Genomic DNA, 17,053 nt, shown 5'->3' with positions numbered 1-17,053 from the left:
TTCATCCAGCGGGACTCCGCGTCCGCGGGTCCCTTCACGCCCCCGCCGCCGCGGCGCCCGGCCGCTCGGTGGCCGCGTCCCCCCGGTCGACGCTCCACGCTGTCCCCTCGCGCGCCGCCCCTGCCTCAGGGCCCGCCGTGCCGCGCTCGCGGCTCTCGATGATGCGATCGACCACCGCGAGGTAGTCGTCCGCGGCAGGGGTTCCCGACGCATACTCGAAGATCGTCTGCCCTTGCGCGGGCGCCTCCTTGACCTTGATCGCCTGCCGGATCGGCGCGAGGCAGCGCTCCCCGAAGTGCTGCTTCATCGTGCTCACCGCCTCGCGCGCGATCTTCGCGCGGCCGTCGTAGAAGGTCGGCAGCACGCCCCAGATCTGCACCGGGTGATGCAGCAGCGCGTTCACGTTCTTCACCGTCTTGATCACCTGACGGACGCCGACGAGCGACAGATAGTCGCACGCGACCGGGACGAGCACGCTGTCGGCGAACACCAGCGCGTTCTGGTTCATCAACGACAGGCTCGGCGAGCAATCGAGCACCACGTAATCGTACTCGGCCGCCGCAGCGGAGAGGCGATCCGAGAGCACGCGGTCGCGGTTCTGGCGCCCTGCCAGGTAGAGCTCTGCCGCGGCGAGCGTCTCGTTGGACGGCAGGAGATCCAGGTTCGGTCGCACCGTCTTGGTCGCGTCCGCGACCCGGAGCCCCATCACGAGCACGTGATAGAGCGACCGCTCCGCGCCCGCGCCGAGCGAGACAGAGACGTTCCCCTGCGCGTCGGTGTCGACGAGGAGCACCCGCTTGTCGCGCGCCGCGAGCCCGGCCGCCACGCTCACGGCCGTCGTCGTCTTGCCCGTACCGCCCTTGTGGTTGAACACGGCCAGACAGCGGGGCACCCCGGCCGGGCGCTGCGGCGGCTGCGCCGGCCGCTTCGCGCCCCCCGCCGGCGACAGGGGCACCGCGACCGCGCCCTGCCCTTTGAGCTCCGCCGGGCGAGCGGCAGACGCGATCGGCGCGGCCCGCCCCGTCGCCTCGCCCTGGGCGCTCGCCCGAGCCGCCGGCGGCGCCGGCTCACCTGCCTCCACGGCGGAGCGCGACCCGCCTCCTGCCAGCGGCGCCTCGTCACCGGTCGCCGTTGCTCCCTCGGCCGGCGCCGCGGCCGCCGCCGCGATGTCGCCGAGCCGCACCCCCTTCGCCTCACGGACCAGCTGCGTCCGGCACCCCAGCGAGCACGCGTAGTGCCGGCGCCCGGCGACGTAGAGCACCTGGGACACGAGATCCGGCGGAAACCGCTTCGCGCACGCGTCGCACGTGGCGAGCGCGGCGCCGTCCTGCCCGCCGAGCTGGCTCTTTTCCAGGCATTTCTGCGAGCAGAAGAAGGAGAAGCCGCCGTCCTTCTCCTCCATCTGGTACCGGAACTGGACCTCGAATCCGGTCCCGCACACGCTGCACGTCTCGCTGATTCCGCCCACAGCTCGCTCCTTCGCGCCGCGCACAGCGCTTTGCCCAGGCGCAGCGTTGACCATCATCACAGTCAAGGCGCAAAGGTCAACTTTTCTGCGAGCGTGACCCACCCTTCCGGCGCAAGGGAGGGTGAGCGCGCGTTCCGGAACGGAGGCGCGAGGCCGGTTCAGTGACGGGACCTCGGCGCCAGGCCAGCTCAGTGACGGAAGTGCCGGGCCCCGGTGAACACCATCGCGATCCCCGCCGCGTCGGCCGCGGCGATGACCTCCGCGTCCTTCACGCTGCCGCCAGGCTGCGCGACCGCCGTGATCCCGTGCTCCGCGGCGAGCACCACGTTGTCCGGGAACGGGAAGAACGCGTCCGACGCGAGGACGCTCCCGCGAGCCCGCTCGCCCGCCTTGCTGCAGGCGATGCGAACGCTCTCGACCCGCGACATCTGTCCGGCGCCGATCCCGACCGTCCTCCCGGGAATCGCGAGCACAATCGCGTTGGATTTCACGTGCTTGCAGACGCGCCAACCGAGATCGAGCGCCTCGATCTCCTTCTCCGTCGGCGCGCGCTTCGTCACGACCCGGCCGCCGCGCACCTCGCCGGCCGCCGAGGCATCTCGCTCCTGGACCACCAGGCCCCCGCCGACGCGCTTGAACGTCAGCTCCCGGTGATCCGCGGGCAGGAGCGCGCCGGTGGCGAGCACCCGGAGGTTCTTCTTGGTCCGGAGCACCTCCAGCGCCTCGGGCGTATAGGCGGGCGCGACCACGCACTCCAGGAACGTCTCGACGAGCACCTCGGCAGCAGCGCGGTCGACCTCGCGGTTCAGGGCGACGATCCCACCGAAGGCGCTCACGGCGTCCGCGTCGCGCGCCGTCCGGTAGGCGGCCGCGAGGCTGTCGCCCGTCGCGACGCCGCACGGGTTCGTGTGCTTCACGACCACCGCGGCGGGCTGCGTGAACTCGCGCACCGCCTCGAACGCGGCGTCCACGTCGACGAGGTTGTTGAACGAGAGCTCCTTGCCGCCCGCGCCCAGCGACTCCGCCAGCGCGAGCGACCCCGCGGCCGCGCCCCGCTCACGATAGAAGGCGCCGGACTGGTGCGGGTTCTCGCCGTACCGGAGCGGATAGGCCCGCTCGAGGGCGAGCGTGAGGAAGCGCGGATAGGCCTCGCGCTCCGCGGCGCTCGGCTCACCTTCCTCGGGGAGCGAGGAGAGGTAACCGGACACCATCCCGTCGTAGGCCGCCGTGTGCGCAAACGCCTTGGTGGCGAGCCGGCGGCGGGTGGCGCTCGACACCTCACCTTGCCTGTCGATCTCGGCGAGCACAGCATCGTAGTCGGCCGGATCGACCACCACCGCGACGCGCGCGTGGTTCTTGGCCGCGCTCCGCACCATCGACGGCCCGCCGATATCGATGTTCTCGATGATCTCGGGGTGCGTGACCCCCGGTTTCCGGACGGTCGCCTCGAAGGGATAGAGATTGCACACAACGAGATCGATCGGCGCCCCGCCGAGCCGCGCGAGGTCCTCGTCGTCGATCGCGCCGCGCATCAAGATGCCGCCGTGCACCCGCGGATGGAGCGTCTTCACCCGGCCATCCATGACCTCGGGAGAGCCGGTATAGGCCTCCACCCCGATGACCGGGACGCCAGCGTCCGCGAGCGCCCGCTGCGTCCCCCCGGTCGAGAGGATCTCCACGCCCTTCTCCGCGAGCCGCCTGGCCAGCGGGAGCAATCCCGTCTTGTCGGATACCGAAATCAGTGCGCGTCGAATCATTGCGACGCACAGCTAGTCCGTCTCTGCGGCCGCCGCCAGCCCATAGCGGGGCGCATCTTCATGCGTTACCGGCTCATCCGCGTCGTTCGGCTCGCTGCGGCGTACGTTCGCCTGCCTGGCGGCTGACCTCGGAGCGCGCGAATCCGCACGCCGCTCACTCTGTCTGGCGCCGCGCTCACGCGCCGGGCGGCGCGGCCGGCGTCGGCTCGCCCGCCGCGGCCGGCGGCGCCTTGACCGGCGCCGCCTCGGTGACGAGCTCGCCGTCCCGGTACTCCAGGACGCCCTTGGGCGGCCCGAAGATCGCATAGGAGTCCGGCAGGAGGAGCGCCTCACGGAGCACGTCGTCGACGTGCTCGACGAGCACGAGCCGCAGCGCCTTCAGCACCCGCCGCGGCACGTCCCGGAGATCCTTCCGGTTCTCCTTCGGCAGGATGACGGTCGCGATGCCGCCGCGGTGGGCCGCGAGCAGCTTCTCCTTGAGCCCGCCGATCGGCATCACGCGCCCGCGCAGGGTGATCTCGCCCGTCATCGCGAGATCCCTCCGGACAGGCACCTTCATGAGCGAGCTGACGAGCGCGGTCACCATCGTGACGCCGGCGCTGGGCCCGTCCTTGCGGACGAAATCGGGGAAGTGAATGTGGATGTCGACCTTCTGATAGACGTCCGCCTCGAGCCCGAGGCGGTCGAGGCGCGAACGGACATAGCTCATCGCCGCGTGCCCGCTCTCCTCCATCCCCTTCTCCAGCAGCCCGGTGATCACGAGCTTGCCCTTGCCCGGCACCACCGTCGCCTCGGCCGGGAGCAGATCGCCCCCGACATTGGTCACGGCGAGGCCGTTCACGAGGCCCACCTCATCGCGCTCCTCGCGCCGGCCGAGCCGGTACTTCGGGACGCCGAGGTACTTCGGGATGCTCTTCGCGACGACCTCGATCGGCTTCTCCTTGCCGTCGGACACCACCCGCCTGGCCACCTTGCGGCAGACGCTCGCGATCTCGCGCTCCAGCGAGCGCACGCCGCTCTCCTTCGTGTAGTGGTGGATGATCGTCCGGAGCGCGCCCTCCGTGAAGTCGAGCGACACGTCCTCGAGGCCGCACTCCTTCCGCTGCCGGGGCACGAGGTACTTCACCGCGATATTCAGCTTCTCGAACTCCGTGTAGCCCGAGAGCTGGATGACCTCCATGCGGTCCTGGAGCGGCACCGGGATGCCGGAGAGCGTGTTCGCCGTCGTGATGAACATCACGTCGGAGAGGTCGTAATCGAGATCCAGGTAGTGGTCGTTGAACGTGTGGTTCTGCTCCGGATCGAGCACCTCGAGCAGCGCAGCCGCCGGATCCCCTCGGAAGTCGGTCGACATCTTGTCGACCTCGTCGAGCAGGAACACGGGGTTGTTCGTCCCGACCTTCTTGAGCGACTGGATCAGCTTGCCGGGCAGCGCGCCGATGTACGTCCGCCGGTGGCCGCGGATCTCCGCCTCATCGCGCACGCCGCCGAGCGACAGCCTCACGAACTTGCGCCCCGTCGCGCGCGCGATCGACTTCGCCAGGCTCGTCTTGCCGACGCCGGGCGGCCCCACGAAGCAGAGCACCGGGCCCTTGAGCTTCTTCGTGAGCGCCTGGACCGCCAGGTACTCGAGGATCCGCTCCTTGATCTTCTTGAGGCCGTAGTGGTCCTCATCGAGGATCCGCTCGGCCTCGACGAGGTCATAACGCTCCTCGCTCTTGTCGTACCAGGGGAGCTCCAGGATCCAATCGATGTAGTTGCGCACCACGGTCGCCTCGGCGCTCGTGGGGTGCATCATCTTCAGCTTCTTGAGCTCCTTCTTGACCTTCGCGGCGGCCTCCTTGCTCATCCGCTTGGTCTTGAGGGCCTCTTCGATCTCCTGGATCTCGTTCTTGAACTCGTCTCGCTCGCCGCCGCCCAGCTCCTTCTGGATGGCCTGCATCTGCTCGTTGAGATAGTATTCCTTCTGCGTCTTCTCCATCTGCTTCTTGACGCGACTCCGGATCTTCTTCTCCACCTGGAGAATCTCGATCTCGGCCTGCATCAACTCGATGAGACGCTCGAGCCGCTTCTGCGGCTCCTCCATCTCGAGCAGCGCCTGCCGGTCGGTCAGCTTGATGGTCGGCAGGTTGGCGATGATGGTGTCGGCCAGCCGCGAGGCCTCGTCGATGGCCTGCACCGCCATCAGGACCTCGGGCTGGATCTTCTTGTTGAGCTTGACGTACATCTCGAACGTCGACTGGACCGAGCGCATCAGCGCCTCGACCTCGACGCTCGCGACCGAGCTCTCGACGATCTCGTCGTATTCGATCAGGAAGTACGCATCGCTCTGGACGTAGCGGCGGATGCGCGCCCGGCGCTTGCCCTCGATGAGGACCTTGACGGTGCCGTCCGGGAGGCGGAGCAGCTGCATGATCGCGCCGACCGATCCGACGCCGAAGATGTCGTCCGGCGTCGGATCGTTCGTCTTCGCGTTGCGCTGCGCGGCGAGGAAGATCTCCTTGCCGCGGTTCATCGCCTCGTCGAGCGCGGCGATGCTGCGCTCACGCCCGACGAACAGCTGCGAGACCATGTGTGGAAAGACGATGATGTCGCGAAGCGGGAGCAACGGGACGATCCCGCGCTCGGGTGCGTTCTTGCCGCGATCACTGTCGTTCTTGAAGAACATCCGCCGTCTTTCCGGGAGTATCGGGAGGTCGGGGCACCCCCGCCTCGGTTGTCACAAATACCTTGATCTGATGCTGAACTTCCGCCGGCTCGTCCCGCTGCCCTCCAGGGACACGCGGCGCCGGCACGCTCGGAGGAGCCTCCGGGGGGCGAGGGCGCAGCTCGGGCCCCGCCTTGCGCCCCGACCCACCGCCCCCCTGGGGCGAGCGCTACGCGAGCTCCGCCTCCTTCGTGTACACGATGAGCGGAGGCTCGTGCTTCACGATCACGTCCTCGCTGACGACGACCTCCTTGATCCCCGTACGGGACGGGACGTCGTACATGATGTCGAGCATCGCCGACTCGAGGATGGCGCGAAGACCGCGGGCGCCGCTGTTCCTCTCGAGGGCCTGGCGAGCCACCGCCACGAGCGCGCCGCGGGTGAACTTGACCTTCACCCCATCCATCTCGAAGAGCTTCTGGTACTGCTTGACCAGGCTGTTCTTCGGCTTCGTGAGGATGTCGATGAGCGCCTCCTCGTTCAGCTCGTGGAGCGTCGCCACGACCGGCAGGCGCCCGATGAACTCCGGGATGAGCCCGAACTTGAGGAGGTCCTCCGGCTGGACGACGCTGAGCAGGTCGCCCAGCTTGAAGTCCTTCTTCGCCTTGATGTCGGCGCCGAAGCCGAGGGTGTTCTGGCCGATGCGCCGCTGGATGATCTGGTCGAGCCCGACGAACGCGCCGCCGCAGATGAACAGGATGTTCGTCGTGTCGACCTGCAGGAAATCTTGCTGCGGGTGCTTGCGTCCGCCCTTCGGGGGGACATTGGCGATCGTCCCCTCGATGATCTTGAGCAGCGCCTGCTGCACGCCCTCTCCGGAGACGTCGCGGGTGATGCTCGGGTTGTCGCTCTTCCGGCTGATCTTGTCGATCTCGTCGATGTAGACGATGCCGCGCTGCGCGCGCTCGACGTCGTGATCCGCGTTCTGCAGGAGCTGGACGATGATGTTCTCGACGTCCTCGCCGACGTACCCGGCCTCGGTCAGCGTCGTCGCGTCCGCGATGGCGAAGGGGACGTTGATGATCTTGGCGAGCGTCTGCGCGAGGAGGGTCTTGCCGGACCCCGTCGGCCCCAGCAGGAGGATGTTCGACTTGGACAGCTCCACGTCGTCCGAGGAGACCCGGCTGTCGATGCGCTTGTAGTGGTTGTGCACCGCCACAGCGAGGATCTTCTTGGCGCGGTTCTGGCCGACGACGTACTCGTCCAAGGTCGCTTTGATGTCGGCGGGCTTGGGCACCGGGGTCGACCCCGCGTACGGCTCGTCCTTCTCGACCTCCTCCGCGATGATGTCATTGCACAGCCCGATGCACTCATCACAGATGTACACCGTGGGGCCCGCGATGAGCTTCTTCACCTCTTTCTGCGACTTGCCGCAGAAAGAGCAGCTTAGATTGCCATTCGAGTGATCGTCCCGCCTTCGCTCCACTTCGACCCTCAGTGCGGTCTGCCGACGCTACCGCTTCAATGAGAGGTGGGGTCCCGCCGCGGCGGCGGCCCCTCCAACTTGCGGCGGGAACGGCTTCCACCGTCCCCTGTATTTTCAGCGATGCGCAGCCAAACGCCGCGCTCGGATTCTAGTGCGGTGCCCGTACCGTCGCAAGCTAACGGGGGTGGTCTCCAGCCTGTGGCCAAAGTCAGGGAATCACCCGATGGCGCCCCGCAGTCGGCCACCGACGCGGCCGCGCATCGCGCGAAAAGCGCGAAAAGCAGCGGATCGAGCGAGCGCAGCGCGGCGCATGAAGCGCCGAGCCCGCGTGCTCCGCTGCTGCGCGCCCGCGCGCAATGCCCCGCCCGCCACAGCGGCGGGGCGTGGCGTGGCGTCACGACGCCGCGCCGCGGCGCGGCCCGGGGCGACGCCGCGCCGGCCTTCATCCCGAGCACGCCCGCCGGACGCGGCGGCGCGGCCACCTACTTGTTCCGCTTCGGGAAGACCTCGTCGATCAGGCCATACTCCTTGGCCTGCGTCGCGCTCAGGTAGAAGTCGCGCTCGATGTCCTTCGCCAGCTCGTCCCGGTTCTTGCCGGTCGCGTCGACGAGGATGTCGATCAGCGTCTCCTTGATCTTCTTGATCTCGCGCGCCTGGATCTCGATGTCCGTCGCCTGGCCTCGCGCGCCGCCGAGCGGCTGGTGGATCATCATCCGCGCGTGCGGCAGCGCGAAGCGCCGACCCTTGCGACCGGCGCCGAGCAGGACGGCGCCCATCGACGCGGCCTGGCCGATGCACATCGTCGAGACCGGGCAACGCACGTACTGCATCGTGTCGTACATCGCGAGCCCCGACGTCACCACGCCGCCCGGGCTGTTGATGTAGACCTGGATCTCCTTCTCGGGATCCTCGCTCTCCAGGAAGAGGAACTGCGCGATCACGGCATTCGCGACGAAGTCGTCGATCTCCGTGCCGATGAAGACGATGCGATCCTTGAGGAGACGGCTGAAGATGTTCCACTCCCGCTCGCCGCGGTGGGTCACCTCGGTGACCGTCGGGAGGATGTAGGCCTTCTCGCGTTCGAGAAACTCGATGGCTTGGGTGCGGGTTTCGACTCGTCGGGTCATCCGGTGCTCCGGGGGGTTCGCTGCCGCGCGGCAGGGGCTCTACTCCTGGGCCAGACTGCGTCCGATCGCAAGACCGAACGCGCCCGAGGTTACCGGAAATATCGGCCGCTCGCCGCGCGGCGCACGGAACACGCGGCGCGCCGCGGCCCGCTCGATCCAGCCGCGCGCGCCCGACGTCGATCGAGAGCGCGAAAGGCGCGACCTGGACAAACGGCGCACGCCGGCGCAGCAGAGCTGAGGCGCCGGCGTGCGGTGCAGAAGTCCCGGCCATTCCGCGCCGGACTGCTGCTGGGCGAAGCTAGCTCGCGTCGGCGACCTTCGCCGCAGCCTCGATGATGTCGAGGATCTTGTCCTCGAGGATCATCCCGGCGAAGAGCTCGCGCTTCTGGGGCTCGCGGTACTCCGCCTTGATCTTCGCCACGTTCTTGCCGGTCTGCTCGGCGAGCTCCTCGTAGCCCTTCTCGAGGTCGGCCTCGGTGATCCTGACCGCCTTCGCCTTCGCGATCTCGGCCATGACCAGGCCCGCGCGCACCTTCATCTCGGCGTCGAGCCGCACGCGGGCGCGGAACTCCGGCGTGGGATCGACGCGCTGCCCCTGCCTCCGCGCCGTCGCGAGCAGCTCGCGCTCGGCGAGCTGCGCCTGCTGATCGACGAGCGACGGCGGGACCGGGATCGGGTTCGCCTTGCAGAGCTCCACCACGAGCTGCTCGGCGACCGCGTCGCTCGCCCGCTGCGTCAGCTCCTTCTCGAGCTTCTTGCGGAGCGACTCGCGGAGCGCGGACAGGCTCTCGTCGCCGCAGTCCTTCGCGAACTCATCGTCCACCTCAGGGAAGATGCGCTCCCGCAGATCCTTCAGCGTGATGTGGAAGGTCGCCTGCTTGCCCCGCAGATCCGCGTTGGAGTGCTGCTCGGAGAACGTGACCGGTACGTCCTTCGACTGGCCGGGCGTCATCCCGGCGAGGGCGTCCTCGATCTCCTTGAAGACCTGGCCGCTGCCGAGCTCGGTCTCGATCTCCTGCTCCTTCGTGTCGCGCAGCGCGCCGCCGACCTCGAGGGTGAACGCGATCGTCGCGACATCCCCCTTCGCCGCGGGGCGCTCCGGCTCGGGCGCCTGCAGCGTCGAGTGCTCGCGCCGGAGGGCGGTGATCTCGGCGTCGATCATCTCGTCGCTCGGCGTCGTCGAGGGGCGCTTCACCTCGAAGCCCTCCCACTTCACCTCGGCGATGTCGGGGCGGACCTCGAAGCGGGCCTTGTAGGAGAACGCGTCGTCAGGGCGGAGCTCGGTGGGCGCGATCGCCGGCTGGGACAGGGGCTGCACCTGCTTGTCGGCGAGCGCCTGGTTCAGCGTGGCGTCGACGAGCCGCTGGGCGACATCGGCGTGGATGCGGCCGCCGTAGAGGTGCGCGAGCACCTGGCGCGGCGCCTTGCCAGGCCGGTAGCCCCGGACCCGGGCCGTCCGCTGGAGCGCCGTATAGGCCTTGTCGACCTCGCTCCGGACCCGGTCCGCGGGGACCTCCACCTGAAACTCCATCAGCACGGGAGAAAGCTTTTCGACGTTGACTTGCATGGCGGTTTTTTCGAAGGGCGGCACTCGTGCCACGCGTCGCTGGGGGGGTCAAGACGAGCGACAGGACGCTGCTTTAAAAAAAAGGAGCCCCGGCGGAGAGGCGGCCGCCGGGGCTCGGATCCCGGGAGGGATCGTGCAAGCTGATGTGCAGCGCCGCGCAGCGCCGGCGCTGGCGACGCGACGGAGCAGCAGCGCCGAGCGCGACCGCGAGGACGTGCGAGGACGTTGAAGCCATCCCGCGCGCAGCGCCGCCGCGCCGTCGCGCTCAGTCGTCGTCCGAGACGTCGAAGGGATCCTTGTCGAAGTCGAGCTCGGCGTCGAAGGACCCCTCCTCCTCGACGATGTCCTCGAGCGAGAAGCCCACACGGCTCGGGCGGAGAATCTCCCGCTCGAACTCTGAAAAGCTCTGATACGACCTGGGAAGCGGCATCTGTCCTCCTCACATGTGCCGAGGCGACGTCGGTGCGTCGGTCTGCTCGGCGAAGCTGGGCACCACGTCCGTGATCAAGGGGCGGTCGACGTCGGCCCGCGACTCGAGGTCGAGGGTGGACGACGGCGCGAGCCGATCGCCGACCTGCGTTGAAGCGAAGGCGAAAGCACGAGGACCTGCGCACGAGCGAGCGGCGCAGTGCCGCGCCCATCGCCCCAGAAGGCGCGAGCAAGGACCCGATCGACGGGCCCCGGGTCGCAGCAGGCGAGCAGCGCCCCGCCGAGGCCGAAGCAGCGGCCTCGCCTCGAGGCTCGACCGCGCGCCCATGCCTTCGCCGTTCGGCCACCTTTGCCTACATCAAGCGACATGTGGGCACTGTAGATACCCCTGCCGTTCAGGCCAACAATCTGGCAAGCGAACGGTGGAATGGCGGCGAGCGGGTGACGACGTCCCGCGCGGGTCACGTCGCTGAGGGGGCCCCACCCCAGCGTCCAGGGCGTGCTCTGGGCACGGCGGCCCAGCGTCCACGGCGTCCCCCGGGACGCCCGCGGCGGCAGCGCGCTGGGCCCGCGCGCTGGGCCGACCGAAGGACAGACCCGCACGCTCGGTCGAACGTTTGTGTCGAGGCGCCCGCTTCTCTCGACGTGCCGATGGGGGTCGTGTAAGCAGCCTGGTCGGACGCGACACAGCACGATGCCATCGCCCAACGAGGGGGGCGCGCCCGGCAAGCCCGGCTCCGCCCCCAAGCCTTCGCCTGTCATCTTCGCCGTCGCCAACCAGAAGGGGGGCGTCGGCAAGACCACGACCTCGGTCAACCTGGCCGCGAGCTTCGCCGCGGCAGAGTGCCGTACGCTGCTCGTCGACTGCGATCCGCAGGGGAACGCCTCGAGCGGCGTCGGCGTGCGGCGCGGGAGCTTCGAGCTGTCCCTCTACGACGTCCTGATCGGGCGGGCGGCGCTGAAGGACGCGATCGTCCCGACCGAGGTGCCGCTCCTCGGCGTGGTGCCCGCGACCCAGGACCTCGTCGCGGCGGAGCTCGAGCTGGTCGACGCGGACGACCGCGCGGTGCGGCTGCGCAACGCCCTGCGCCCGCAGCTCGCGGGCTACGACTACGTCGTGCTCGATTGCCCGCCGTCGCTCGGGCTCCTCACGCTGAACGCGCTCACCGCGGCGCACCGGGTGCTCGTCCCGCTCCAGTGCGAGTACTACGCGCTCGAGGGGCTGACGCACCTGATGGCGACCATCGACCGGGTGCGGAGCGCCTTCAACCCGGAGCTCACGGTCGAGGGCGTCGTCCTCACGATGTACGACGGGCGCAACTCGCTCACCCACCAGGTGGCCGACGAGGTGAAGGCGCATTTCCGCGTCTTCGACGCGATCATCCCGCGCAACGTGAAGCTCAGCGAGGCGCCGTCGCACGGCAAGCCGGCGCTGCTCTACGACGCGCAGTCGAAGGGGGCGCAGGGCTACCTGAGCCTCGCGCGCGAGATCCTGGACGGCCCGCCCGCCGCCGCGGCAGACACGAAGAAGCGGCCGCGCGGGGACGCCGCCGAGGCGGAGCCACCGGCCGAGCCTTCGCCCCCGCAGAACCCCGGAGAGCGCGCGAGGGACGCACGACCCAGATCATGAATGCCGATCAGAAAGGGGCGCGGCGCGCGCTCGGACGGGGGCTCGACGCCCTGCTCCCGGCGGCGCCGCCGGCGACAGCGACTGCGGCCGAGGGGCGCAGCGTGTTCGTGTGCGCGATCGAGAAGATCGTCCCGCAGAAGGGGCAGCCGCGGCAGCACTTCGACGAGACCGAGCTGGAGGAGCTCACCGGCAGCATCCGCGAGCACGGGCTCATCGAGCCGCTCATCGTGCGCAGGACGCAGGCGGGGAACGACGCCTTCGAGCTCATCGCGGGCGAGCGGCGGTGGCGCGCCGCGCAGCGCGCGGGGCTCAGGGAGGTGCTCGTCGTCGTCAAGGACGTCTCCCCCAAGGAGGCGTTCGAGCTCGCGCTCGTCGAGAACGTGCAGCGAGCCGACCTCAACCCGATCGAGATCGCCGAGGCGTTCGACCGGCTGCTGCGCGAGCACAGCTACACGCACCAGACCCTCGCCGAGCGCGTCGGCAAGGACCGCACGACGATCGTCAACTCGCTCCGGCTGCTCCGGCTGCCGCCGCGGATCCGCACCATGGTCATCTCGCGCGAGCTCAGCGAGGGCCACGCGCGCGCGCTGCTCGGCGCGCCCAGCGACAAGGTGATGGCCGACGTCGCGGAGCGGACCGTCCACGGCAAGCTCCCCGTCCGCAAGGTCGAGGCGCTGATCAAGGCGGCGAAGGAGAAGGAGCTCCGGGCCGCCGAGGGCGAGGAGCCGGGCGAGAAGAAGCGCGGCGGGAAGTCGCCCGCGATCAAGGACCTGGAGGCGCGGCTCGCGCGGCGGCTCGGGACCCGCGTCGAGGTGCGCGACGAGGGTGGCCACGGCGAGCTCGGCATCACCTACGGCTCGCTCGACGAGCTCGACAGGATCATCGCGCTGCTCGGCGCGTGACCCTGCGCGGCCGGCCCCTCGCCCGCCCGCGCAGGCGCGCCCCTGGTGGTAGCGGCGCGCAGGCGGGCGAGCGCGGCGGGCCGCGGCGGACCTGCCGCGCGGCCGCGCATCACTTCAGCCTGGCGCTGAGCTCCTTCACCTTGGCGCGGGCGCGCTTGCCGATCTCGGTGTCGCCGCCGTGCTTCCCGGCCTCGGTGAGCGCGGCGATCGCGCTCTGCGGCTTGCGCTCGGCCAGGAACGACAGGCCGAGGTAGTAGTGCGCGGCCGCGAACCGCGGGTCCACCTTGATCGCCGCCTGGTAGTCGGCGCGCGCCCCCGGCTCGTCGCCGAGCTCGTGGCGGCACGTCCCGCGGCGCACGTGGAACTCGGCCTCCGGCTTCAGCTTGATGGCGCGGTCGAACGCCGCCACGCAATCGGCGTAGGCCTTCGCCGGCCCGAGCATCCGCCCGATCGTCGCGATCGTCGCCACGTCGTCGCCCGTCGCCGCGAGCGCCTTCCTGAGCTCCGCCGCGGCCCGGTCGAGCACCTTCGCCTCGAACAGCATCGCGCCGTAGGCGAAGCGCGTGGCGGCCGTGTCCTCGGCCTTGAGCGCCGCCTCGTAGTGCTTGCTCGCGTTCGCGACGTCGCCCTTCAGCCCGTACGCGTAGCCCAGGTTCTGGTGGAGCGCCGCCCGGTCCGGCGCCTGCTCGATCGCCTTCGAGAGGACCGCGATCGCCTCGTCCGGCCGAGGCGGCTCGTCCAGGTAGAGCGCGGCCAGGTTCAGGGCGGCGGCCTCGAGCTTGGGGTCGCTCGCGAGCGCCTTCTTGTACGACGCCTCGGCGCCGGCGCGATCGTTCGTCTTTTCGTTCGCGAGGCCGAGGTAGTAGTGCGCCTCGGCGCTGCCCGGCTCGTGCTCGATCGCCTGGAGGAGGTGCTGCTTCGCCTCCTCGTACTTCTCGTTCTTGATGTACGCGATGCCCCGGTCCAGCGCCGTGGACGACGCGCCCTTCGAGGCCGCCGCGTCGCTACCTTCGGGCGGATCGGCCAGGAGCGGGTCGCGCTGGGGCTCCTGCGCCCCCCCGCACGCCGCGACGCACGCGGCGAGCGCCGCTGCCGCCAGGACCCGCTGCGCGGCGAGCCTCGCCGTCGCCGTCCACACCGCGCGCGTAAACCACCTCTCGTTCATCCGACACTCCCTTCGCCGTCCAGGCCCTGGAGGACCGCGTGCAGCCGCTCCTCCACCTCTTGCGTCCGCTTGCCGCTCGCGATCTTCGTCCCGTCCGCCTCGCTCACGTAGAACACGTCGGCCACGCGCGTCCCCTCCGTGTTGATCTTGGCGACCGAGATCGAGAGGCCGAGCTGGTAGAGCGCGTCCGAGATCGCGAACAGGAGGCCGGGGCGATCGCGCGTGAGGACCTCGATCACCGTGTGGTGCGAGGCGCGATCGTCGATGGATATCTGCGTCCGGACCTTCGGCGTCGGGCGCTCGCGCAGCGCGCCGCCCCGGCGCTTCTTGGCGAGCTCGGCGCCGGAGAGCTGCCCCGAGAGCACCGCCTGGATGTCGGTCACGAGCTTCGGGATGGCGCGCGCCACCCCCCCTACCCCTTCGCCGCGGTCGCGCACCCAGAACAGGTCGACGGCCTGCAGGCGCACGCCCGCCGGCGGGGACGAGCCCGCCCTCGCGCGGATCACGCCGCCATCGTCCATCCCGTCGTCGTCGCACGCGCGCGAGTGGATCTGCGCCGCGTGGACCTCGAGGCGCGAGGCCGCGAGCGCGGCCGTGATCGCCGCGAGCAAGCCGGGGCGATCCGGCGCCACGACGCAGACCTCCGCGGCCTCCGGGTGGCGCGACGGGACGAGCGCGACCGAGACGCTGTTGCCGCCGGACTGCTGCTGCCGGGCGAGCTCCGAGTGCGCGGCGATCGCGGCCGGGCTGTTCGCGAGCAGGTAGCGCTCGGGCATCGACGCGAGATAGCGGGCCAGGAAGTCCCGCTGCGCGCGCCGCTCGGCCTCGCTCGCGGCCGGGAGGTCCTCGAGGGCGCCGACCGTGCCGCTGATCGCGCGGGCCATGCGCTGGTCGTCGATGTCGAACGGCCCCGCGTCCTCGCGCGCGCCGCGCAGGGCCCTGTCCGCGGAGAGGTACAGCTCGTCGAGCATGCGCGCCTTCCACGACGTCATCGACGTGGGGCTCGTGGTCGAGATGTCGGCGACCGTGAGCAGGTAGAGATCGCGCAGCCCCTCGCGGCCGTGCACCTCGTGGCAGAACTCCGAGATCGTCGCGGGATCATCGAGATCGCGCCGGGTCGCGATGAGGTACATCACGAGGTGCTTCAGCACGAGGTGGCACGCCTCGTCGATGTCCTCCTGAGGGAAGCCGAGCCGCGCCAGGATCTTCCGGGCCATCTCGGCGCCGCGCCCGCTGTGATCGGTGCCCCCGATCGCCTTGCCCACGTCGTGCAGGAGCGTGGCGAAGAACAGCATCGTCGGCCGCGTCGCCTCGGCGGCGAGCCGGCACGCGAGCCCGAACTCGCCCGCGAGCTCGCCCCGCACGAGCGCCGCCAGCCGATCGACCGCGGCGACCGAGTGAACGTCGACCGTGTACACGTGGTAGACGTCGTGGTGGACGCGCCCGACGACCGGCAAAAATTCCGGGATCATCGCGAGCAGGAGGCCGAGGTCGTGCAGCTCGCGGACGACCGAGCCGCTCTGCAGCTCGGTCTCCTTGCACGTGGCGACGAGGGTCCGGAACCGCTCGGCGGCCTCGGGGCTCTCGCGGAGCGCCGCGCAGAACGCCGGATCGCCGGCGGCGCGGACGATCGCGCCGCGCGCGTAGGGCAAGAGCGGCACGCCGCGCTCGACGGCCTCGGAGACGAGCCGCAGCGCGATCGCCGGATCGGTCCTCAGCAGATCCGGATCGCTCATCGTGATGCAGCCGTCGAAGAGGCGGACCCCGGCGCCGAGTTCCTCGTCGCGGCGGCGGCGCCGCGTCAGCGTCGGCGTGGCGCGCGAGACGATCATGTCGAGGGAGCGCGAGATGGCCCGGGCGCTCCGGTAGTAGTCGCTCATCATCCGCTCGATCGCCTCGGGCGACACGGCGGCCTCGTCGGGGGGCGGCGCGCCCTTCCGGCCGGCGTCGGCCGGACCGGCGCCCTTGCTGTAGCCGAGCGCGCCCGCGCAGAGCTCCTGCTCGTCGAACGTCAGCCGGTCGGTCCTCCGCCCGGAGTGGGCGTGGAGCAGGTTGCGGATGCGCCAGAGCATCTCCGCGGCGCTCCGGATCTCCTCCGCCTCGCGGGCGACGAGCGCGCCGAAGCGGACGAGCGCGTCGAACTCGCCGACGCCGTAGCGCGCCTTCGCGGCCCAGCGGGCGACGTCGAGATCGCGCAGCCCGCCCGCGCCGTTCTTCACGTCCGGCTCCAGGAGGTAGACCGAGCCGCCGAAGCGCTCGTGCCGCTGCGAGATCTCCTTCCCGAGCCGCTCGATGAAGCGGGGCAGCTCCGAGTGCGCGAAGATGCCCGACGAGGCGCGCTGCCAGAGCGACTCCGACAGCGACGCGTCGCCGACGACGTGCCGCCAGTCGAGCAGGCTCGTCGCGGTGGGCAGGTCCTCGCGCGCGCCGTCGATGAGGTCGTCGATGGTGACGACCTGGTGCCCCACGGCGACCCCCATGTCCCAGAGCGGGTAGAGCAGCGCGTCCGCGATGGCGCTGGCGCGCTGGGCGTTGTGGGCGAGGATGCGCAGATCGAGGTCGCTCCGCAGCGCGACCGCGCCGCGGCCGTAGCCGCCGACCCCGGCGATCGCGACCGAGTCCCACTCCTTGCGGCTGGGCCCGCCGGACTCGCGCAGCAGGTGGAAGAGGCGCGCCAAGAGATCGTCGAGCAGGCGCGCGTGGCGCCGCCCCAGGGCGACCCCGACGGCGGCCGGGTCCGCGGCCGGCGTGGGGCCGCTCGGCGCCGTGCGATCGAGCTCGGCGCGCTCGCGCGCATAGGCGGCGCGGAGCTCGACGAGCCCGCTGGGCCTGGACGTGGGGGAGAGGTCGACGCTCATGCGGTGTCGTTCTGCTT

The 17,053-nt window shown here is 70.4% G+C and carries 11 protein-coding genes; 2 read left to right on the top strand and 9 right to left on the bottom strand.

What is annotated here, in order from left to right; translation table 11 throughout:
- Positions 1-34: 34 nt before the first annotated feature.
- From WMF12_RS16670 to WMF12_RS16640, 7 genes are all read right to left on the bottom strand, one after another.
- Complete coding sequence (locus WMF12_RS16670; RefSeq protein WP_437872511.1) at positions 35-1,468, bottom strand: ParA family protein; 1,434 nt, start codon at positions 1,466-1,468, stop codon at positions 35-37.
- Between the two features lie 188 nt (positions 1,469-1,656).
- Positions 1,657-3,225 (bottom strand): bifunctional phosphoribosylaminoimidazolecarboxamide formyltransferase/IMP cyclohydrolase, encoded by a 1,569-nt coding sequence (gene purH / locus WMF12_RS16665; RefSeq protein WP_437872510.1) that lies wholly within the window; start codon positions 3,223-3,225, stop codon positions 1,657-1,659.
- Positions 3,226-3,400: 175 nt separating this feature from the next.
- Complete coding sequence (gene lon / locus WMF12_RS16660) at positions 3,401-5,893, bottom strand: endopeptidase La (RefSeq protein WP_437746629.1); 2,493 nt, start codon at positions 5,891-5,893, stop codon at positions 3,401-3,403.
- A gap of 208 nt (positions 5,894-6,101) precedes the next feature.
- A complete protein-coding gene (clpX, locus tag WMF12_RS16655) occupies positions 6,102-7,358 on the bottom strand; it encodes an ATP-dependent Clp protease ATP-binding subunit ClpX (RefSeq protein ID WP_012235779.1) in 1,257 nt (418 codons plus the stop codon).
- A 482-nt stretch (positions 7,359-7,840) separates the two neighbouring features.
- A complete protein-coding gene (locus tag WMF12_RS16650) occupies positions 7,841-8,485 on the bottom strand; it encodes an ATP-dependent Clp protease proteolytic subunit (RefSeq protein ID WP_012235778.1) in 645 nt (214 codons plus the stop codon).
- A gap of 298 nt (positions 8,486-8,783) precedes the next feature.
- Complete coding sequence (tig, locus tag WMF12_RS16645; RefSeq protein WP_437718100.1) at positions 8,784-10,052, bottom strand: trigger factor; 1,269 nt, start codon at positions 10,050-10,052, stop codon at positions 8,784-8,786.
- Positions 10,053-10,317: 265 nt separating this feature from the next.
- Positions 10,318-10,482, bottom strand: coding sequence for a hypothetical protein (locus tag WMF12_RS16640; protein WP_012235776.1), 165 nt, complete (start codon positions 10,480-10,482; stop codon positions 10,318-10,320).
- Positions 10,483-11,175: 693 nt separating this feature from the next.
- Here WMF12_RS16640 and WMF12_RS16635 point away from each other — a divergent pair.
- Both WMF12_RS16635 and WMF12_RS16630 read left to right on the top strand, forming a co-directional pair.
- Complete coding sequence (locus WMF12_RS16635; RefSeq protein ID WP_437718099.1) at positions 11,176-12,111, top strand: ParA family protein; 936 nt, start codon at positions 11,176-11,178, stop codon at positions 12,109-12,111.
- Complete coding sequence (locus tag WMF12_RS16630) at positions 12,108-13,013, top strand: ParB/RepB/Spo0J family partition protein (RefSeq protein ID WP_437872509.1); 906 nt, start codon at positions 12,108-12,110, stop codon at positions 13,011-13,013. Before WMF12_RS16635 ends, WMF12_RS16630 begins: the two co-directional genes overlap by 4 nt.
- Before the next feature lie 109 nt (positions 13,014-13,122).
- Here WMF12_RS16630 and WMF12_RS16625 read toward each other — a convergent pair whose 3' ends face one another.
- Positions 13,123-14,178, bottom strand: a complete 1,056-nt coding sequence (locus WMF12_RS16625) for a tetratricopeptide repeat protein (RefSeq protein WP_437746626.1) — start codon at positions 14,176-14,178, stop codon at positions 13,123-13,125.
- On the bottom strand, positions 14,175-17,036 hold the full coding sequence (gene glnD / locus WMF12_RS16620; protein WP_437872508.1) for a [protein-PII] uridylyltransferase: 2,862 nt from the start codon (positions 17,034-17,036) through the stop codon (positions 14,175-14,177). The genes WMF12_RS16625 and glnD overlap by 4 nt, the downstream gene beginning before the upstream one ends.
- Between the last annotated feature and the right edge of the window lie 17 nt (positions 17,037-17,053).

The organism is Sorangium sp. So ce363 (assembly GCF_051520435.1).
Lineage (GTDB): Bacteria > Myxococcota_A > Polyangia > Polyangiales > Polyangiaceae > Sorangium > Sorangium cellulosum_B.
The sequence above is the reverse complement of the archived record's forward strand: the minus strand, read 5'-3'. Positions and strand labels throughout refer to the sequence as shown.

Excerpts from the sequence above, each read along its gene's own strand:
- purH (WP_437872510.1), bottom strand. The coding sequence starts at position 3,225 with ATGATTCGACGCGCACTGATTTCGGTATCCGACAAGACGGGATTGCTC.
- lon (WP_437746629.1), bottom strand. The coding sequence starts at position 5,893 with ATGTTCTTCAAGAACGACAGTGATCGCGGCAAGAACGCACCCGAGCGC.
- WMF12_RS16650 (WP_012235778.1), bottom strand. The coding sequence starts at position 8,485 with ATGACCCGACGAGTCGAAACCCGCACCCAAGCCATCGAGTTTCTCGAA.
- tig (WP_437718100.1), bottom strand. The coding sequence starts at position 10,052 with ATGCAAGTCAACGTCGAAAAGCTTTCTCCCGTGCTGATGGAGTTTCAG.
- WMF12_RS16640 (WP_012235776.1), bottom strand. The coding sequence starts at position 10,482 with ATGCCGCTTCCCAGGTCGTATCAGAGCTTTTCAGAGTTCGAGCGGGAG.
- WMF12_RS16635 (WP_437718099.1), top strand. The coding sequence starts at position 11,176 with ATGCCATCGCCCAACGAGGGGGGCGCGCCCGGCAAGCCCGGCTCCGCC.
- WMF12_RS16630 (WP_437872509.1), top strand. The coding sequence starts at position 12,108 with ATGAATGCCGATCAGAAAGGGGCGCGGCGCGCGCTCGGACGGGGGCTC.
- WMF12_RS16625 (WP_437746626.1), bottom strand. The coding sequence starts at position 14,178 with ATGAACGAGAGGTGGTTTACGCGCGCGGTGTGGACGGCGACGGCGAGG.
- glnD (WP_437872508.1), bottom strand. The coding sequence starts at position 17,036 with ATGAGCGTCGACCTCTCCCCCACGTCCAGGCCCAGCGGGCTCGTCGAG.